Source organism: Bradyrhizobium yuanmingense, from assembly GCF_900094575.1.
Classification (GTDB): Bacteria; Pseudomonadota; Alphaproteobacteria; order Rhizobiales; family Xanthobacteraceae; genus Bradyrhizobium; species Bradyrhizobium yuanmingense.
Window position 1 is genome coordinate 336,609 of sequence record NZ_FMAE01000002.1, and the last position, 19,925, is coordinate 356,533.

Annotated in this window: 14 protein-coding genes and 1 riboswitch; of the genes, 4 read left to right on the forward strand and 10 right to left on the reverse strand. The window is 65.5% G+C overall.

What is annotated here, in order from left to right:
* Positions 1–9: 9 nt before the first annotated feature.
* Complete coding sequence (gene ggt, locus GA0061099_RS06655; RefSeq protein ID WP_081492922.1) at positions 10–1,761, reverse strand: gamma-glutamyltransferase; 1,752 nt, start codon at positions 1,759–1,761, stop codon at positions 10–12.
* Between the two features lie 100 nt (positions 1,762–1,861).
* Between ggt and GA0061099_RS06660 the strand changes: the two genes are divergently transcribed.
* Complete coding sequence (locus tag GA0061099_RS06660) at positions 1,862–3,247, forward strand: MFS transporter (RefSeq protein ID WP_036024247.1); 1,386 nt, start codon at positions 1,862–1,864, stop codon at positions 3,245–3,247.
* A gap of 121 nt (positions 3,248–3,368) precedes the next feature.
* Here GA0061099_RS06660 and purH read toward each other — a convergent pair whose 3' ends face one another.
* The 3 genes from purH to GA0061099_RS06675 form a co-directional block, all read right to left on the reverse strand.
* Entirely contained in the window at positions 3,369–4,961 is a 1,593-nt protein-coding gene (purH, locus tag GA0061099_RS06665; RefSeq protein WP_036024244.1) for a bifunctional phosphoribosylaminoimidazolecarboxamide formyltransferase/IMP cyclohydrolase, read from the reverse strand.
* Between the two features lie 24 nt (positions 4,962–4,985).
* Positions 4,986–5,067: riboswitch (ZMP/ZTP riboswitch) on the reverse strand.
* A 59-nt stretch (positions 5,068–5,126) separates the two neighbouring features.
* Positions 5,127–6,845 carry a heparinase II/III family protein gene (locus GA0061099_RS06670; protein ID WP_036002964.1) on the reverse strand — a complete coding sequence of 573 codons (1,719 nt, stop codon included), beginning with the start codon at positions 6,843–6,845 and terminating at the stop codon, positions 5,127–5,129.
* 157 nt (positions 6,846–7,002) lie between these two features.
* A complete protein-coding gene (locus GA0061099_RS06675) occupies positions 7,003–8,349 on the reverse strand; it encodes an RsmB/NOP family class I SAM-dependent RNA methyltransferase (protein ID WP_036024242.1) in 1,347 nt (448 codons plus the stop codon).
* A gap of 189 nt (positions 8,350–8,538) precedes the next feature.
* Between GA0061099_RS06675 and GA0061099_RS06680 the strand changes: the two genes are divergently transcribed.
* On the forward strand, positions 8,539–8,748 hold the full coding sequence (locus GA0061099_RS06680; protein WP_036024240.1) for a DUF1674 domain-containing protein: 210 nt from the start codon (positions 8,539–8,541) through the stop codon (positions 8,746–8,748).
* A 49-nt stretch (positions 8,749–8,797) separates the two neighbouring features.
* Here the strand turns inward: GA0061099_RS06680 and cysN are convergent, their stop codons facing one another.
* The 4 genes from cysN to GA0061099_RS06700 all read right to left on the reverse strand — a co-directional run bounded on the left by cysN (position 8,798) and on the right by GA0061099_RS06700 (position 14,553).
* The gene (gene cysN / locus GA0061099_RS06685; RefSeq protein ID WP_074447587.1) at positions 8,798–10,693 is read right to left on the reverse strand and encodes a sulfate adenylyltransferase subunit CysN; all 1,896 of its coding nucleotides are present in this window, start codon (positions 10,691–10,693) and stop codon (positions 8,798–8,800) included.
* Entirely contained in the window at positions 10,693–11,655 is a 963-nt protein-coding gene (gene cysD, locus GA0061099_RS06690) for a sulfate adenylyltransferase subunit CysD (protein WP_036024260.1), read from the reverse strand. Before cysD ends, cysN begins: the two co-directional genes overlap by 1 nt.
* Before the next feature lie 5 nt (positions 11,656–11,660).
* Positions 11,661–12,680, reverse strand: a complete 1,020-nt coding sequence (locus GA0061099_RS06695; RefSeq protein WP_036024237.1) for a sulfotransferase family protein — start codon at positions 12,678–12,680, stop codon at positions 11,661–11,663.
* Positions 12,681–12,834: 154 nt separating this feature from the next.
* Positions 12,835–14,553, reverse strand: coding sequence for a methyl-accepting chemotaxis protein (locus GA0061099_RS06700; protein ID WP_074447588.1), 1,719 nt, complete (start codon positions 14,551–14,553; stop codon positions 12,835–12,837).
* A gap of 202 nt (positions 14,554–14,755) precedes the next feature.
* Between GA0061099_RS06700 and GA0061099_RS06705 the strand changes: the two genes are divergently transcribed.
* The gene (locus GA0061099_RS06705) at positions 14,756–15,340 is read left to right on the forward strand and encodes a thermonuclease family protein (RefSeq protein ID WP_036024234.1); all 585 of its coding nucleotides are present in this window, start codon (positions 14,756–14,758) and stop codon (positions 15,338–15,340) included.
* Positions 15,341–15,393: 53 nt separating this feature from the next.
* On the opposite strand, the gene GA0061099_RS06710 is transcribed toward GA0061099_RS06705, so the two are convergent.
* Both GA0061099_RS06710 and acs read right to left on the reverse strand, forming a co-directional pair.
* Positions 15,394–15,909 carry a L,D-transpeptidase gene (locus GA0061099_RS06710; protein WP_036024233.1) on the reverse strand — a complete coding sequence of 172 codons (516 nt, stop codon included), beginning with the start codon at positions 15,907–15,909 and terminating at the stop codon, positions 15,394–15,396.
* 442 nt (positions 15,910–16,351) lie between these two features.
* Positions 16,352–18,298, reverse strand: coding sequence for an acetate--CoA ligase (gene acs, locus GA0061099_RS06715; RefSeq protein WP_036024231.1), 1,947 nt, complete (start codon positions 18,296–18,298; stop codon positions 16,352–16,354).
* A 392-nt stretch (positions 18,299–18,690) separates the two neighbouring features.
* Between acs and GA0061099_RS06720 the strand changes: the two genes are divergently transcribed.
* Positions 18,691–19,860, forward strand: coding sequence for a DNA topoisomerase IB (locus tag GA0061099_RS06720; protein WP_036024230.1), 1,170 nt, complete (start codon positions 18,691–18,693; stop codon positions 19,858–19,860).
* Positions 19,861–19,925: the final 65 nt, after the last annotated feature.

Below are 19,925 nucleotides of genomic sequence, written 5' to 3' on the forward strand. Positions count from 1 at the left end.
GGGAGCAGGTTACTGCCCCGCCGCCTCCGCGCCGCGCGTGCGCGGATCGGCTGCGCCCAGCGTTCCGTTCGGCGTCACCAGAATCGAGTTGGCAGATGTCTGGCCCATCGGCTCGACGACGAGGTGCCCCATCGCCTTCAGCTCGAGCAGCACGCCCTCGGGAAAGCCGCGCTCGACGCGCACTTCATCCGGCAGCCATTGGTGGTGCAGCCGCGGCGCTGCGACCGCGGCCGCAACATCCATCTCGTAGTCGAGCACGTTCACGATCACCTGCAGCACGGTCGAGATGATGCGGCTGCCGCCGGGCGAGCCCGTCACCAGCACCGGCTTGCCGTCCCTCAGCACGATGGTCGGTGACATCGACGACAGCGGCCGCTTACCGGGACCGGGAAGATTCGCTTCGAAGCCGACCAGGCCATAGGCGTTGGAGGCGCCGATTGCCGCGGTGAAATCGTCGAGTTCGTTGTTGAGCAGCACGCCGGTGCCGTCGGCGACGAGGCCGACGCCGTAGCTGAAGTTCAGCGTGTAGGTGTTGCTGACGGCATTGCCGCGGGTGTCGACGACGGAAAAATGCGTGGTGTTGCTGCCCTCACGTGGCGCGGCAGGAGAGGTCACGAGCTCTTTTGACGGCGTGGCGCGTTCGAGGGAAATGTTTGCGCGCAGCTTCGCGGCATAGTCCTTCGCAATGAGGGTCTCGATCGGCGCGTTGACGAAGGCAGGATCACCGAGATAGCGGGCGCGATCGGCATAAGCGCGCTTCATGGCTTCGATCAAGAGATGCAGCGACGCCGCCGATCCCTGCTTCAGATCGGCCAGAGGGAAGCCCTCGAGGATGTTGAGCGTCTCCATCAGCACGACGCCGCCGGATGAGGGTAGCGGCATCGACACGATGTCATAGCCGCGGTAGCTGCCACGCACCGGCGTGCGGATGACCGGCTGATAGGCCTTGAGGTCGGCCGGCGTCATGATGCCGCCGGCATCGGTCACGGCCTTGGCGAGCTTCTCGGCGACCGGCCCCTCGTAGAATCCCCGCGGCCCCTGTGCAGCGACGGCCGCCAGCGTTTCGGCGAGATCGCCCTGCACCAGCCGATCGCCTTCGCCCAGCGGCGTGCCATCCGGACGCGAGAATATCCTGGCCGAAGAAGGCCAGCGTGCCAGCCGCCGGTGCCAGCCCGGCAACGTATCGGCCATGTCGTCGCTGACCATGAAGCCATCGCGTGCGAGCGCGATCGCAGGCGCCAGCAGTTGCGCCAGCGTGAACTGACCCGAGCCGTATTTCTCGAGCGCGAGCGCAAGGCCGGCGACGGTGCCGGGCACGCCGATGCCGAGCGCGGAATCCCGTGACTTCGTCGCGTCGGGCTTGCCGTCGGCGCCGAGGAAGATCTGCGGCGTGGTCGCGGCCGGCGCGGTTTCGCGATAGTCGATCGTGATGTCTTCATTGCGATCGGCGGAATGGATCACCATGAAGCCGCCGCCGCCGATATTGCCGGCACGCGGATAGGTCACGGCCATCGCGAAGCCGGTCGCGACCGCAGCGTCGATGGCATTGCCGCCGCGCCGCAGGATGTCGGCGCCGATCTGCGCGGAGATCTTCTCCTGCGCCACCACCATGCCGTGCTCGGCGGCGACGGCGCGCACTGCCTCGCGTGCGGGCGGAACATAGCCCTGCCGTGCATCCTGAGCGGTCGCTGGGGCGAGACCGAGCACCAGGACGGCAATGGCGGCTAAAAATCTCCGCCGTGTCGAATATGACGACATCATCGAATTCCCGCCGTGGCGTTGCACCGGTTCACACCCGTCACTGTAATGCTATACCGTTTGCTCTAAGAGAGGCAAAACTGTTCGTGATGGGTGCTGCGTGATGACGACAATCGCTCCGGATGCGCGCATGGCCGGCGTGGCGCGGACCTATCCGCCGCGCGCCGCCGTCGTGAGTTGGATCTTCTTCGATTGGGCCGCGCAGCCATATTTCACGCTGATCACGACCTTCGTGTTCGCGCCCTATTTCGCGACGGCCATTGCGCCAAATCCCGCCGCCGGTCAATCCTTGTGGGGCTTTGCGATGGCGGCCGCGGGCCTTGCGATCGCGCTGTTGTCGCCGGTGCTCGGCGCCATCGCCGACGCTTCGGGCCGCAGGAAACCGTGGATCGCAGGTTTCGGTACGGTGCTGGTGCTGGCGTCCTGCACGCTCTGGATCGGCAAGCCCGGCGATCATGCGGTCATTCCGCTTGTGCTCACCGCAGTTGCGCTCGCCAGCGTTGGTGCGGAATTTGCCACGCTCTTCAACAACGCGATGATGCCGACGCTGGTGCCGCCGGAGCGAATCGGTCGTCTCTCCGGCACCGGCTGGGCCACGGGCTACATTGGCGGCATCGTCAGCCTGATCATCGTGCTCGGCCTGCTCGCCGCCAATCCCGAGACCGGCCGCACGCTGCTCGGCGTCACGCCGCTCTTCGGCCTCGATCCCCTCACACGTCAGGGCGATCGTGCCGCGGGGCCGCTGACCGCGCTGTGGTTCATCATCTTCGTGACGCCGATGTTCCTGTTCACGCCGGATTATCCGGCGAAGCGCCCGCTGGGCGAGGCGTTGCGCGAGGGCCTGTCGGAGCTGAAGCAGTCGATCAAGAGTCTGCCGAGGCAGAAATCGCTCGCGGCATTCCTGCTCGCCAACATGATCTACACCGATGGTCTGGTGTCGCTGTTCGCCTTCGGCGGCATCTATGCCGCGGGCACCTTCGGCTGGCACACCATCCAGATCGGGACGTTCGGCATCATGCTCGCGATCGCCGGCGCGCTCGGCGCCTGGTTCGGCGGCAAGCTGGATGATCGTCTCGGGCCGAAGCGCGTCATCGCCGGCAGCCTGCTGGTCCTGCTGCTGTCGGTGGCCGCGATTCTCCTCGTCGACAAGGACAGCGTCCTGTTCGTCAAGACCGCGCCGCCGCAAGCGGGCGCTGCCCTGTTCTCGAGTACGGCCGAGCGCGCCTATCTCGTGCTGGGCTGCCTGATCGGTGCAGCCGGCGGCCCGCTCCAGGCCGCTTCCCGCACGCTGCTGATCCATCTCGCGCCGAAGGATCGCATCGCGCAATATTTCGGCCTGTTTGCGCTGACGGGAAAGGTGACGTCCTTCATCGGCCCGCTCCTGATCGGCCTGGTCACCGCGCTGACCGCCAGCCAGAAGGCCGGCATGGCCGTGCTGGTGGTGTTCTTCGTCGCGGGACTGGGGCTGTTGATGCGGGTGCGGGATTAGCCCGCATCATGCAACTCTATCCTCGTCATTGCGAGGAGCACTTGCGACGAAGCAATCTAGACCTTCCTTGCGGAGACAGACTGGATTGCTTCGCTTCGCTCGCAATGACGAGTCAATGGACTCAATGCCTGAAGTGCCGCGTTCCCGTGAACACCATGGCGATACCGTGCTCGTCGGCGGCCTTGATCACCTCGTCGTCGCGCATGGAGCCGCCGGGCTGCACCACGGCGGTGGCGCCGGCTTCGATGCAGGCAAGCATGCCGTCGGCGAACGGGAAGAACGCATCCGAGGCCACCACCGAACCCTTGGTGAGCGGTTCGGCGAGCTTCAGCTCGGCCGCCGCATCCTGCGCCTTGCGTGCGGCGATCCGCGCTGAATCCACCCGGCTCATCTGACCCGCGCCGATACCGACGGTGGCGAGATCCTTGGCGTAGATGATGGTGTTGGACTTGACGTGTTTTGCCACCCGGAACGCAAACTTCAGATCACGCATCTCCGCATCCGTCGGCGCGCGCTTGGTGACGACCTTGAACGTCATGTCGTCGACAACGGCGTTGTCGCGGCTTTGCACCAGCAGGCCCCCGGCCACCGTCTTGGCGGTCAGGCCCGGCGCACGCGGATCCGGCAGGCTGCCGGCGAGCAGCAGGCGCAGGTTCTTCTTGCCGCCGATGATGGCGATCGCCTCTTCGCTGGCGTCGGGCGCGATGATGACCTCAGTGAAGATCTTGGTAATCTCGCGCGCGGTATCGGCATCGAGGGCGCGGTTCATCGCGATGATGCCGCCGAAGGCCGAGGTGGAATCGCAGGCCAGCGCCCTGCGATAGGCCTCGACGAGGTTCGGACCTTCGGCGACGCCACAGGGATTGGCATGCTTGACGATGACGCAGGCCGCGGTGCGCTTGGCGTCGAACTCGCCGATGCATTCATAGGCGGCATCGGTGTCGTTGATGTTGTTGTAGGAGAGCTCCTTGCCCTGGAGCTGCCGCGCGGTGGAGACGCCGGGGCGCTTGTCCGGCGTCGCGTAGAAGGCGGCGGTCTGGTGCGGGTTCTCGCCATAGCGCAGCGACTGGATCAGCCTGCCGCCGAAAGCGCGGAAGTCGGGCGCGTCGATCTCGAGCTGACGGTTGAACCAGTTCGAGATCGCGGCGTCATACGCCGCAGTGCGGGCATAGGCCTTCGCGGCGAGCCGCCGGCGCAGCTTTAGCGTGGTCGCGCCCTTGTTGGCGGCGAGCTCGTCGAGCACGGCCTGATAGTCCTGCGCCTCGACCACGACGGCAACATCGTCGTGATTCTTGGCGGCGGCGCGGATCATCGCGGGGCCGCCGATGTCGATGTTCTCGATGCAATCCTCGAAGCCCGCGCCTTTGTCGACGGTGGCCTCGAACGGATAGAGATTGACGACGAGCAGGTCGATCGGCGCGATGCCGTGCGCCTGCATCGCCTCCGCATGGTCCTTGTTGTCGCGGATCGCGAGCAAGCCGCCATGCACCTTCGGATGCAGCGTCTTGACGCGGCCGTCCATCATCTCGGGGAAGCCGGTGAGCTCCGAGACGTCCTTCACCTTAAGGCCGGCCGCGGCGATTGCTTTCGCGGTGCCGCCGGTCGAGACCAGCTCGACATCGTGCGCGGCGAGCGCCTTGGCGAACTCGATCAGGCCGGTCTTGTCGGAGACGGAGAGAAGGGCGCGGGTGACGCGGCGGGGACGGTCAGTCATGAGCAAGATCCTCTGTTCAGGGAGTGTCTATGCCCAGGCGCGCGGCTTATATGTCCCGCGCTTCCCGATGGTGCTCCATCCAAGGTCGCCAGTCGCGCGAGCGAGCGCTCGATAGCAGCTTTTGGCGTCGCTCTCAACGGGTAGATAGGGCCGGATCGCGCCTGTTTACAACGGAAGTTCCGGCTCGCGCCGGGCGTTGCGGCGGGCATTGGTCACTGCGGGCGAGGCGGTGGAGCGGACAAAGCTCCAGCGGATCGACGGCGCCTGGCGGGCGTTCTGACGGATCACGATCTGGGCGGTGCGGCGCGGGCCGTCATTGCCGGCCAGGAACACGCTGTCCTCGAGATCGACCTTGTCGTCCAATGCCTCGAAGGTCCAGACGTCGCGGTTCGGCAGCACCAGCATGACGCCGCGCGCATCCGACAGCCGGCTTGCCTTCACTGCGGGATGCAGATGGAAGCGCAGCGCGAAATCGGCATCGGCGCCCTTGAAGCGTCCGCCCTGCGGCGGCGACAGCGCGTCCTCGCCGTCGATGCGCGCGCCGTCATTGGCGATCATCAGCACGCGGCGGTGGATCGCGCCGAACTTGGCGAGATAGCCGTCATGTGAGGTCGTGAGCAGCGTGCCGTTCTGCACGACCTCGCGATAGCTCTCGACCTCGACCGGGCCGCTGGTGACGGGCGCGCCGTGCAGGAGCCGCTTCATCGCCGACATCTCGACGAACTGGCATGACGACGACTCATGATAGGTCAGCGTCGAATGCGCCGCCGTGCTGCGCGCGAACGGCCGCCAATTGTCGCGGCCGGTGGTCGGCATGCCGCAATTGGTGACGATGCGGCTGATGCCGGACGACAATTCGAACGAGAGGCAGCCGGCATGGGCGTCGTGACTGACGCCGGCCGGCGGCGGCGGGCCGGTGTCGATGATCACAGTGGTCTGGCCGGCATCAAGGCGCTGAAAGCCGGTATGCGGCATGTTCGCCATCGGTGCGCCGTGGGTGTCGTCATAGGCAAGCAGCGTGGCGAGCAGGTCGGACGAGGTCGCGCTCATGCCGTTGAACAGGGCGAAATTGCCGTCGCCGTGCCGGAAGAAGCGCAGCATCGGCATCATGCGGTCGATCGCATTGAGCAGGGCCGGCGGCGGCGCGATATTGCGCGCGGCAAAAGTCTGCCGCAGCGGCAAGAGGTCGATCAGGAGCTCGATCAGCGCGCCCGGATTGCGCGAGATGTGGCCGCCATCGGGCAGGATCTGCCGCTGCAATTCGTCGGACAGCTTCTTGGAGGCGCTGCGGATGTGACGCGTCTGGTTGGCGAGGCACAGGGACGCATAGCACAGCGCGATCAGCACCTGCAGCTTCGGCACCCCGTCCGGAATGTCGACCATGGTGTAGCGCAGGAAGCGGATCTCGCGCGCCAGCGCCCGCAAGTAACGGCGGTAGAACTTGTTGTCGGTCTCGCTCAGCACCAGCGGCGCCTGCGAGAGCAGCGAAATCACGCGCCTCGCCAGTACGTCGGCGCGGCGCGCGACGGGGCGGCGCTTGTTGGCGGGATTCGAGATCCAGTCCTCGATCAGCGCGCGCGCATTCGCCCGCGTCAGCGCCGTATCGGCGGCGCGCAAGTGCCGCAGCCAGCCGAAGCCGAGCAGCGCAACCTCCCAATCCTCCGACGGCGGCTCGAGGTCGAAGATCGAGCGGCCATGGCAATTGACGATCTTGCCGGCGAAGACGAAGCGACCGGCATAGATCTCGGCAGCGCGAGTCGCATCCGCGGTCCGCAGGTCATGCGGCGCGATGATCAGCCGGTCGGTGCGGCCGGGCCAGACCCGCGACAGCACAACGGAACCGCCGCTCGCGCGCGCGAGCATGTTCCGCGCGAAGCGGTTCATGACCAGCGTCGAGATACGTCTGCGTTGAGCGACCGACACGCCTTGCCTTGATGGGGGAGAGGATCAGTGACGAATCCTTATTAATCCCAAAATCGGACGCCTGACACCACCTTGAACGGCGCGAATCAGGCTCGTGGTCGCAAAATCCAGTGCAAAATCAGGATTTAACGAGCCGGGCCGCGAAAAATCCGTCGAGCCCGCCGAGCCTGGGATCGGCGTTCGGCAGATGGCACGGCAGGGTGCGCAGGTCGCCGTCCCGGTTGAGGATTTCGTCGAGGCCCGCAACCTCCGATGCCATGATCGGAGCGCGGCGAAGCGCGGGCTCGGCGGCGAGCAGTGCCGCCACCGCCTGCTCGCCCTCCTCGGGTTCCAGCGAACAGGTGCAATAGACCAGCGTCCCGCCCGGCTTGAGCAGCGACACCGATTTGCGCAGCAGCCGCTGCTGGAGCGCGGCCAAGGTAGCGATGTCGGAGTCCTGCCGCAGCCATGCGACGTCGGGATGCCGGCGAATCGTGCCGGTGGAGGTGCAGGGAGCATCAATCAGAATACCGTCGAACGCCTCCGCCGGGCCGGCCCATTCCACGGCGTCAGCGACGACGGTCTCGGCTTGCAGCGACAGCCGCGCCAGGTTTTCGCGCAAACGCGCCACCCGCGCCGGCGAGCGGTCGATCGCCGTGACCTGCGCGCCCGAGAGCACCAGCTGCGCGGTCTTGCCGCCAGGGGCGGCGCAGAGATCGGCAATGGACTTGCCTTTGACATCGCCGAACAGCCGGGCGGGCAACGCGGCGGCGGCGTCCTGTACCCACCATTGTCCTTCGGCGAAGCCGGGCAGCATGGTTACCGCACCATGCAGCAGCATCCGCACCGTTCCCGTCGGCAGCATCTCACCATGCAGGCGGCTTGCCCATTGGGCGGGATCCGATTTCACCGTGAGATCGAGCGAGGGCTCGTGGCCGAGCGCCGATGCCATGTCTCGTGCGGTCGCCTCGCCATAATGAGCGCTCCAGCGCGCGAGCAGCCATGGCGGCAGATCCAGCGATTGCGTCGCGACCTCCTCGACCAGCGCCTTGCCCTCGCGCGCACAGCGGCGCAGCACGGCGTTGACGAGCCCGGCATAGCGCGCGGCGCGGCGGTCGGATTGCACGAGGCGGACGGAGAGATCGACCGCGGCGTGATCCGGCACGTCCATCCAAAGGATCTGCGCGGCGCCGATCAAAAGTGCGCTCTGCGCGCGTGGCGCGTCGGAGGGAACGCCCTTGTCGAGCAGGCGGGACAGCACATGGCCGAGCGTGCCGAGCCGGCGCAGCACCGTGGCGACCAGGCGCCGCATCAGCGCGCGGTCGCGGTCGGCCAGCGTCTTCAGTCCGGGATGGGCACCGCCGCCGTCGAGCTGGTCGTCGAGCGTGCGGTGCTTGTGCAGCACGCCGTCGACGATGTCGGCGGCAATCCGTCGCGCCGCAAGGCCGGGCACTTCGGACGGAGGGACGAAACGTTGAGATGGCATGCGGAAGCAAGGTTCTGAACGAGCGGCAGTTCCGCCGCGATGGGCGCATGCCTTGAGAAGGCGATCTCTGACACGCGAATATGCCAAATGTAAGAATCGCTTGCGGGTTTTTTCAGCGCTCCGAGCCGATTTCAGGAATGCGTTATTGGGCATCGCGTTGTGCCCGGTCCTGCGCTAGAAAGCGCAGCGATGAGTGACCCCGTTCCCGATCGCAAGCCGCTGTCGCCGGCCGCCCAGCGCGCGCTGGCCGAGGCCGAGGCGCGCCGGCAGGCTGCGGCCGCCAAGGCCAAGGATGAGGCCAAGAACAAGACCAAGGCGAAGGAGCTGCAGGGGCCGAAGGGGCCCGAGCCCACCCGCTACGGCGATTGGGAGCGCAAGGGCATCGCTTCCGACTTCTGAGCTTGCAGTCGGAGCGGCTGGATAACGCCGGCAGATCTCGTCCCGGTCGTCACAGGTAGTTGTGCGCTCGCAAGTAGCGGATGATGCGTTCGCAGGCCGCCTCGCTCGACAGCTCCGAGGTGTCGATGGTGATGTCGGGCGCCAGCGGCGCTTCATAGGGGGCATCGATGCCGGTGAATGCCGGTAGCTGACCCGACCTAGCCTTGCGATAGAGCCCCTTGGGATCGCGGCGCTCGCATTCGGCAAGCGGCGTCGCGACATGGACCTCGATGAACTCGCCCGCTTCGAGCCGCTGGCGCGCCAGCTGGCGCTCGCTGCGGAACGGCGAGATCAGCGCCACCAGCGCGATCAAGCCGGCCTCGACGAACAGCCCCGCGATCTCCGCGACGCGCCGGACGTTCTCCGTTCTCTCCGCGTTGGAAAAGCCGAGGTCGCGGTTGATGCCGTGACGAAGATTGTCGCCGTCGAGCAACGCGGCATGGCGCCCGAGCTCGGCGAGCCGGCTGTCGACGAGATTGGCGATGGTCGATTTGCCGGCGCCGCTCAGCCCCGTGAACCAGAGCACGCAGGGCCGTTGCTGCTTCAGCCGGGCTCGCACGGATTTGTCGACCGCAAGCCGCTGCCAATGAACGTTGGTGGCGCGGCGGAGCGACATGTCGATCATTCCCGCCGCGGCAGTGCGATGGCTGATCGGGTCGATCAAGATGAAACTGCCCATCTCGCGGTTGTCGCGATAGGCCTCGAACACCAGCGGGCGGTCGAGATCGAGATGGACATAGCCGATCTCATTGACGTCGAGCGTGGCGGCGCTTTCCCGCGCCATGGTGTCGATGGCGATCCGGTGCTTGAGTTCCGTGATCACCGCGCCGGTCGAGGCGGTACCGCACCGGAGCAAATAGCGCCGGCCGGCGACCATGGCCTCGCCATCGAACCAGACGAGATGGGCCGCGAGCTGATCCGCCACCGGCGCTGCAGATCCGGCGGTCAGCACGTCGCCGCGGCTGACGTCGATCTCGTCGGCGAGCGTGAGGGTGATGGACTCGCCCGACCTTGCGTGATTGCGCTCGCCGGCGGGCGTGAGAATGCGCGCGATGCGGGTCTGGTGTCCCGACGGCTGCGCGCGAACGGCATCGCCCACCGAGATCGTTCCGCTCGTGATCCGTCCGCAGAAGCCGCGAAAATCCGCATGCGGCCGGCTCACCCATTGCACCGGCAGCCGGAACGGCTGCTGCGAGGTGTCCCCGGCCACGTCCACGGATTCCAGATAGGCCGTAACGGTCGGTCCCTCGTACCAGGGCATGCGCGTGCTCGCGGCGACGATATTGTCGCCGTCGGGCGCCACGACCGGGATGCACTGGACCTGGGAGATCCCGAGCTGACCGGCCAGAGTCAGGTATTCGGCGGTGATGGAAGCGAAGCGATCGCCGTCAAATCCGATCAGGTCCATCTTGTTCACGGCGAGCACGACGTGGCGGACGCCGAGCAGCGACAGGATGTGGCTGTGACGCCGCGTCTGCGTGATAACGCCCTTGCGCGCGTCGACCAGCACCACGGCGAGATCAGCATTGGAGGCACCGGTCGCCATGTTGCGCGTATATTGCGCATGTCCCGGCGTGTCGGCGACGATGAAGCGGCGCAGCTTCGTGGCGAAGAAGCGGTAGGCCACGTCGATGGTGATGCCCTGCTCGCGCTCGGCCTGCAACCCGTCGACCAGCAGCGCGAAGTCGAGGTCGCCGCCGGTGGTGCCGGCGGTCCTGCTCTCCGAGGCGAGCGCGTCGAGCTGGTCGTCGAGCAGCGTCTTCGAATCGTAGAGCAGCCGACCGACCAGCGTGCTCTTGCCGTCGTCGACGCTGCCGCAGGTGACGAAACGCAACGTCGGGCGATCGTCTTGCTCGAGCTGCGGCGCATCGGCGGCGGCGATCGCCGGTGCCTCGTGATAGGACATCAGAAATAACCTTCCGCCTTCTTGCGCTCCATCGATGCGGGACTGTCCCGGTCGATCATGCGTCCCTGTCGTTCGGAGGTGCGCGACGCCATCATCTCCTGCACGATCTCGGGCAGGGTTGCCGCCGTCGAGCTCGTTGCACCGGTGAGGGGATAGCAGCCGAGGGTGCGAAACCTGACGGAGCGCGATTGCGGCTCCTCGCCGGGCTGCAGCGGCATCCGGTCGTCGTCCACCATGATCAATGCTCCGTCGCGCTCGACCACGGGGCGCGACGCTGCGAGATAGAGCGGAACGATCGGGATGTCCTCGAGCAGGATGTAGTCCCACACGTCGATCTCGGTCCAGTTCGACAGCGGAAACACCCGCATGCTCTCGCCGGGCGCGAGCCTCGTGTTGTACAAGCCCCACAGCTCCGGCCGCTGGTTCTTCGGATCCCAGCGATGCGCAGCGCTGCGGTGTGAGAACACGCGCTCCTTGGCGCGCGACTTCTCCTCGTCGCGCCGCGCGCCTCCGATCGCGGCGTCGAAGCCGTGGAAGTCCAGCGCCTGTCGCAGCGCTTGCGTCTTCATGACGTCGGTGTAGCGGGCCGAGCCGTGGGTGAAAGGGTCGATGCCCTGGCTCAATCCGTCATTATTAGTATGGACGATCAGGTCGAGGCCGAGCTCGCGCGCGCGTCGGTCCCGAAACGCGATCATCTCGCGAAACTTCCAGGTCGTATCGACATGCAGCAGCGGAAACGGCGGCTTGCCGGGATCGAAGGCCTTCATCGCCAGATGCAGCAGCACCGAGGAATCCTTCCCGATGGAATACAGCATGACCGGCTTGCGGAACTCGGCCGCCGTCTCTCGCAGGATGTGGATGCTTTCCGCCTCCAGACGGCGGAGGTGGCTGGCGACGTGACGCTGCTTGCCGCCAGCACCTTCACGGAGTGCGGAATCGGCTCCGGTGGGAACGTCCAGCATGACCATCACGCAGCCGCAGCAAACCAGTCGCCGAACAGACGTTGCGACAGTGCCGCATTCAGGCCGAGATCGCGAACACAGGCGGCGACCGCGACGCGATAGGCATCATTGACCCCGCAGCGCTCCAGAGCTTCGCGTTGCGCTTCGCTCAGAGAGGCCGTCGCACGGCGCTGGTAGCGATAGGCACTGTCGGAGGTGTGCAAATTGGGCACCTTGTAGATCGTCGCTTCGCTCGGGAAGATGACGCGCGCATTGTTCGCGTGCGAGTCTCCCGGCTCACGCCAGGACGTCACGGCATTCTCGTTGAAGCTGCCCGAAAGGCCGATCCGTTCGAACAGGACACGAACCGAGGACACGGCCTCCTTGCTCACCTCGTAGACGTAGTGAGTGACGGCAACGCCCTGTCGCTGGGCGTAGCTTGCGACTTGAGCCGCGCTGAGCGCGGCGACGACATAGTGCCGCAGCAATACATCTTCAGGCGCGCGCGAGATCAGCTTGTCGAGCCACGATGCCAGTGAACTCGCCGGCTCACGGTCGAGCATGATGAGATGCAGCCGGTGCCGCGGATAGCCCGCCTCGATCAGCAGCTTGAGCGGATTGAACAGGCTCTCGGCGAGCACGTAGGGCCCGATCGTTTCCTTGCTGAAGATGTGCGGCTCGTCGTCTGCCGACGGCACGGCCCACGGCGCCGGCCTCTTGCCGACGAGCGCATCGCGCAGCATGGCCTTCAAAGGCTGATAGTAGGAAGGCATCCCGGTCATGCCGAACAGATTGCTCAGGGCCGTCGATCCGACGCGCGCCTTGCCGCATGCAAAATAGAGCATGGGAAAGTCTTGCGGCGAGCGATGCCGGAAGCCGTCCGCCAGGCACTCCGTCACCTCGCGCATCAGTGTTTCGAGCGCGACGGTCCTGGTTTGGAACCCCTCCACCGGCGGAAGCAGCGTGGTGTCGAGAGAACTATCTTGCCGACGAACGAGTTCGGCGATTCGCTTGAGCGAATCGGGGGACGACGCATCGATATTCATGGCGGGGGACTCGCTGAACAGGTTCCGCAAGCGAGTTGCTTACGGCTCAATGTTCAACCTAGTGTTGATTACGACCCCGGTCAAACCCGGGAAATCCCGGGGCCTCATGAATGTCCGGCGAGCACGGCAATCGTGCTCGCGGCTTCGTTGTGCATTACGCAGCGCGCACGGTGCTGAGGAACTTCTCGACCTCCGTCTTCAGGAGGCTGCTTTCGCTCGACAGTGAACGCGCCGACGCCAACACCTGTCCCGACGCCGCGCCGGTCGCGCTCGCGCCATGGCTGACCTGGGCGATCTTGTCCGCGACTTCGACCGTTCCCTTGGCGGCTTCGCTGACGTTTCGCGCAATCTCGGCCGTCGCTGCGCCCTGCTGTTCGATCGTCGCGGCAATGGTCGTGGAAATATCGGAGATGCGGCCGATGGTCGTTCCGATTTCCTTGATCGCTCCGACGGAGTCCTGCGTTGCCGATTGCATGCCGGCGATCTGCGCGCTGATTTCCTCGGTCGCTCGCGCGGTTTGCGCCGCGAGCGCCTTGACCTCGCTCGCCACGACCGCAAAGCCGCGGCCGGACTCGCCGGCGCGCGCCGCCTCGATCGTTGCGTTTAGCGCCAGGAGGTTGGTCTGTTCGGCGATCGCCGTGATCAATTTGACGACGTCGCCGATGCGGCCCGCCGCCTTGAGCAGCTCGTTGATCCGGGCATCGGTGCGCTCGGCCTGCTTGACCGCATCGCCGGCGATACGGCTGGAATCGTGCACCTGACGGCCGATCTCGACGACCGACGTGCTCATTTCCTCGGCCGCGGACGCCACGGCCCCGACATTGGTCGAGGCTTCCTCCGAGGCGGCGGCGACCATTCCGGAGAGCTGCTGGGTTTGTTCGGCCGTACCCGACAACGTGCCGGCCGCGGATTCGAGCTCCTGAGATGCAGCCGACACCGAGTTGATGATGCCGCCGACCGCAGTTTCGAACGCGTTGGCAAGCCGCGTCATCTCCTGCTTGCGCTGAGCGGCCGCAGCGGCTTGATGGTTCTTCTGCTCGGCTTCCATCTGCTCGATGCGGATCAGATTGTCCTTGAAGGTCTGTGCCGCGCGGGCGTTGTCGCCGACCTCGTCGCCACGGCGGGTGTAGGGAATTTCGATCGCCTTGTTGCCTCCGGCGAGCTGCAGGAGCACATCGCCGATGCGACGGATCGGACGGGCGACGTTCAAGACGGAAAAGACTGCGGAGCCGACCAACGTCAGGACGACGAATAGGCCGACGATCAAAGCGAAATTGGCGACGCGGTCCAACTCGGCCAGCATCTCGCCCTTGCGGCGCGCGGCGAATTCGTTGGCGACGCCGACGAGATCGTCGATGCGCTTGCTGACTTCCTGCGCTGCCGGACGCATATTCTCTGCGAGAATACTTGCCTTGGCCGACTCTGCTGCAAGCTTGGCGCCACCCGCGGGGGCGGCGATGACCGCCTTTTGCGCCGCGGCGAGCTCGACGCCGCTGGCCAGATACGCATCGACGAACTTCTTGGCCTCGCGGTAAGCGTCCTGTGTGACCTTGCGGGTCGCCCGCTCTCTCGCGGCATCGATTTCAGTGCCGGCTTCGCCGGCCCGGGTACGGAGAAGCTCAAGGAGCCTGTCCACCTCTCCGGCTGACGGTGCCGAGCCGAGTTCGAGAGCGGCGAGCTGCGCGCGTGCCATCGCCGTCTGAGCCGCCTGCGCATTGCCCTTGTTGAGATAGTTGATCGTGACGAGGCGATTGGATTCGGCAATGGAGCGGTTGCCGAGCATCTGATTGGTCAGCATGCCGCCGACCAGCACGACGCTCACGCCGGTCACGATGCCGAGCTTCGTTCCAATGCGAAACCTGAATGACCTCACGGCAATCTCCCCTCGGTTTGTCGTATAACAGCTATTCGCAACCAATGATTGAGATTTGGAAAATATTCGCGGATCCCCAGTAGAACTACGGCTGACCTCTTTGACAGACGGAACTTTCGTGCATGGCCTCCGGCGCATTCGGCGTCGTTTATGGACACGCTCGTGCTTGTGAGTTCCCCCGACTCAGACATAGCGTGAGTTGATGCGTTTCCAGGATCGCCCCAATTCCTACCGGCCGCAGTTCAGCGGCTCGCCGTTCGGCCGCCGCCTCTCCGGCCTATTGCCCTGGATGTTCGTGGTGGGCATCGCGCTGGCCGTCGTGCTCACATTCCGTCATGGAACGCACTGGCTTGTTCGCGATACCGATCGCAATGGAGATGCCGAGATCGTTCTTCAGCAGACCGGCCACGCGGATGTGCGTCCGGTCGAATTCATCCGCGCCATCGATGGCGACACTTTTCTCGCCCGTGTTCGTCTGCACGAGGGACGCGATCCCGTGGTCCGCATTCGGCTGCGCGGCATCGATGCGCCCGAACTGAAAGCGTCCTGCCAGGAGGAGCTGGACAAGGCCGAAGCTGCGGCCCGTGCCTTGCGCGATCTGCTCGGCCAGGGCGGCGTGACCATCACCAATCTCGCTCCCGACAAATACGGCCGAGTCCTCGCCGACGTCGCGACCCGGCGGACTGCGAACGTCTCGGCGGCACTGCTCGCCGGCGGCTTCGTGCGCAGCTACAATGGCGGCCATCGCGACGGCTGGTGCGCGCGCGGCTGGCGGTTCTGGCAATAAAAAGGCCGCGTCGAAGACGCGGCCTTTCATTTCATCTCGGCTGATTCAGGCGATCAGCGCGTCACGACCACCGTCGTGCCGACGGAGACGCGGCCGTAGAGATCGGTGATGTCGTCGTTGAGCATGCGGATGCAGCCATAGGAGACGAAGCCGCCGATCGAGCCCGGCACGTTGGTGCCGTGGATCGCATATTCGCCGCCGGCGAGCGTCATCGCCGCAACGCCCATCGGGTTGCGCGGCGAGCCGCCCGGAATGACGTCGGGGATACCAGGCTTGTCGCGCTTCACCTCGGCGGGCGGCGCCCAGGCCGGATTGAGATATTTGCCGTCGATCTTCGTGGTGCCGGCCCACTGCTTGCCGGCTTTGCCGACGCCGACCGGATAGCGCACGGCCTGGCCGTTCCCGAGGATGAGATAAAGCCGCCGCTCGCTGGTTTTGACCACGATGGTGCCCGGCGAATAGTCGGCCAGGTGCGCCCCCACCATTTCCGGCCGCGCCTGCGCCGCCGTCGACGTCAAGGCCCCAGCCGCGATGGTGGCGGCCAGCGCCACCGCAATCCTCATCGACATCGATGCTTCCCCTTGCCCAAAACGGATCGTCCAAAATGACGCAGAACCGGCAATCGTCGCCGCACCAAGCCCTCGTCGATGCTCATTCTTAACCGCGCCCGTTAACCCAATGGTTTCCAGCCGCGGCTGCCGAGGGCCGGCCAGCAGGGGGAACAAAGAAAATGTTCGAAATAAAGTAAATGACCTGAAAACAACACTCGGCGGGAAAGATGCAGGCGCGCTGCCGCGCCCGCTGACAACAGCGTGAGGGTGTGAATGGCCGTTGGTTGAGAGGGCGCGCTGACGCGAAAACTAATCGCGTGTCCCGGATGCGCTGCAGCGTGAAACGCTGCTGCGCAGAGCCGGGATCCAGGAAGCTACACGTTCTGACGTTTAGATGGGCCCCGGCTCAGCAGCGCACCGCTGAAGGAGCGCTGCGCCGCGTCCGGGGCACGAACTCGCCTTACGCCGACTTCTTGTTCTGCCGGTTCTTGACGAGATCATCGACAACGGCGGGATCGGCGAGCGTCGAGGTGTCGCCGAGGCTGCCCGGCTCGTCCTCGGCGATCTTGCGCAGGATGCGGCGCATGATCTTGCCGGAGCGGGTCTTGGGCAGGCCCGGGGCGAACTGGATCTGGTCGGGCGAGGCGATCGGGCCGATCTCCTTGCGCACCCAGGTGACGAGCTCCTTGCGCAGCTCGTCGCTCGGCTGCACGCCGGCCATCAGGGTGACATAGGCGTAGATGCCCTGACCCTTGATGTCGTGCGGGAAGCCGACGACGGCGGCTTCCGACACCTTCTCATGCGCGACCAGCGCGCTCTCGACTTCGGCGGTGCCCATGCGGTGGCCGGAGACGTTGATGACGTCGTCGACGCGGCCGGTGATCCAGTAATAGCCGTCGGCGTCGCGGCGGCAGCCGTCGCCGGTGAAGTATTTGCCCTTGTAGGTCGAGAAGTAAGTTTGTTCGAAGCGGGCGTGGTCGCCGTAGACCGTGCGCATCTGGCCGGGCCAGGACCGCGTCAGGCAGAGATTGCCTGATGTCTCCCCTTCCAGCACCTTGCCGTCGGCATCGACGATTTCAGGCACCACGCCGAAGAACGGTTGCGTCGCCGAGCCGGGCTTCAGCTTGGTCGCGCCCGGCAGCGGCGTGATCAGAATGCCGCCGGTCTCGGTCTGCCACCACGTGTCGACGATCGGGCAGCGGTCGTCGCCGACGACGCGGTGATACCACTCCCAGGCTTCGGGATTGATGGGCTCGCCGACCGAGCCGAGCAGGCGGAGCGAGGCGCGCGAGGTCTTCTTCACCGGTTCGTCGCCGGACTGCATCAGCGCGCGGATTGCGGTCGGCGCGGTGTAGAAGATGTTGACTTTGTGCTTGTCGATGACGTTCCAGAACCGCGAATTATCCGGATAATTGGGCACGCCCTCGAACATCAGCGTGGTCGCGCCGTTGGCGAGCGGCCCATAGAGAATGTAGCTGTGGCCGGTGACCCAGCCGACGTCGGCGGTGCACCAGTAGATGTCGCCGTCGTGATAGTCGAAGACGTATTGATGCGTCATCGAGGCGAACACGAGATAGCCGCCGGAGGTGTGCAGCACGCCCTTGGGTTGGCCGGTCGAGCCCGACGTGTAGAGGATGAACAGCGGATCCTCGGCGTGCATGTGCTCGACCGGGCATTCCGTGGTCACCATCGCCGCGGCCTCGTGGTACCAGAGGTCGCGCGTGGGGTTCATGTCGACCTTGGCGCCGGTGCGCTTGACCACGACGACCCAGTCGACGCCGTCGGCCTTGCTGAGCGCCGCATCGACATTGGCCTTCAGCGGCACCTTCTTGCCGCCGCGTAGGCCTTCGTCCGCGGTGATGATCACCTTGGATTGGCAGTCGTTGATGCGTTGGGCGAGGCTGTCAGGTGAGAAGCCCGCGAACACCACGGAGTGGATCGCGCCGATCCGCGCGCAGGCCAGCATTGCATAGGCGGCCTCGGGAATCATCGGCAGGTAGATGGTGACGCGGTCGCCCTTCCCGACGTTGCGGGTGCGCAGGATGTTGGCCATCCGGCAGACCTCGTCATGCAGCTCCTTGTAGGTGATGTGCTTGGACTGCGAGGGATCGTCGCCCTCCCAGATGATCGCGGTCTGGTTGGCGCGTTTGGCGAGATGCCGGTCGATGCAATTGTAGGCGACGTTCAGGATGCCGTCCTCGAACCATTTGATCGAGATGTTGCCCGGCGCGAACGAGACGTTCTCGATTTTCGTCGGCGCCTTCATCCAGTCGATGCGCTTGGCCTGCTCCGCCCAGAAACCGTTCGGGTCCGAGATCGAACGGGCGTACATCTCCTTGTACTTGGCCTGGTCGACCCAGGCGCGCTTCGCCCACTCCGCGGGGATATCGTAGATCTTCTCGGACATGCTTCCCTCCACATGCGGCAAGCTCAGGCAATGCCGACATCATCATTTGATGGATTATGCGTCGGGCTAACCGGACCCGACAAGGAGCACAAGCTGGACCTTCGACGGGCAGCCGGCCATGCGGAGAATCAAGCTCCGGAAGGCCCGCTGTCGCAAATCTGAAACAGGGCCGACGAGCACTTTCCGGCTCTTCACCCAAACCGCCAGAACAGAGACCGCAGAGCCCCCATGCGGCGAGGAGAGGTATTTAGTAACCTCTTCTCACTGATTCGGGACTCGCAATCGTGTTCGGAACACCCTAAATGGCCAACCCGGGTCCAAAGAGACCCCTCGGAACAAAAATCACAACAGCGGCATTGATCGACAACAGGACAGGGCTAAGGCGTAAGACCATGATGGATCAGCAGAATCTCGGGACGATACGGCCCGCTTCAGCCGATCCTGCAGCCATTGCCCTAGCCAAGGCCCTCGGACAATGGCCGAAACCGACCGGTTTCAGGCGCCCGAGCCCCAAGAAGACCTACGACGCGGCGCCTGCGGCGACGGTCGAGGCCCTCGCCAAGGAGCTCGGCTTGCGGCTCGGCGACCAGAACGAGCTGACCATCCGTCGTATCAGGCGCGGCAAGGGCTATTCCTTCGTCCGCCCCAACGGTGCGCATATCCGCGACGCCCGCACCATCCGGCGGCTGCATTCCATGGCGGTGCCGCCGGCCTATCGCGAGGTGCGCTACTCCGCCGACCCGAACTCGCATCTGCAGGCCGTCGGCCGCGATGCCGCGGGCCGGCTGCAATACCGCTATCACGCCGACTGGGAGAAGGTCCGCGAGCAGCGCAAGGCGCATCGCCTGGCAAAGCTCGTCGGCGCGCTGCCGAAAATCCGGCGCAAGGTCTCGGCGTTCCTGTCAGGGGACGAGCCGACGCGCGAGTTCGCGCTCTCGGCCGTGATCGAGCTGATCGCGCGCACCGCGATCCGCCCCGGCAATGAATCCTACGCCCGCCTCAACGGCACCCGCGGCGCGACCACGCTGCTGAAGTCCAACGTCACGCTGGAAGACGATTGTTTCGTGCTGACCTTCAAGGCCAAGGGCGGTAAGGCGGTGCGCAAGGAGTGCGACGCCGCCAAGCTGGTGCGCGCCATCGGCATTTTGCAGAGCGTTCCCGGCAAGCGCATGTTCCAGTATCGCGATGCCTCCGGCATCGTGCGCGCGGTCAGCACCACCCAGGTGAACGCGTTTCTGCGCGAGATCGCCGGCATCAAGATTTCCCTGAAGGATTTCCGCACGCTGATGGCGTCCGCCGTCGTGGTGGAATCGCTGTCGCGGATCACGCCGGCGAGCAGCCAGCGCGGCCGCAAGAAGCAGGTGCTGGATGCGATCCGCGCCGCCGCCGACCAGCTCTCCAACACGCCGGCGATCTGCCGCAAGAGCTACGTCCACGACACCATCGTCACCGCCTTCGAGGAGGGCATCCTCGAGCGCTTCGCCGCGACCATGACGGGTCAGCGCTCGCAGGCCAGGCGCGAGCAGTTGCTGGCGCAGGTGGTGGCGACGGCAGCAGTGTAATGAAGCGCCGCTCTCGTAAGGTGGGCAAAGCGAAGCGTGCCCACCATTTGCCCATGGTGACGGGT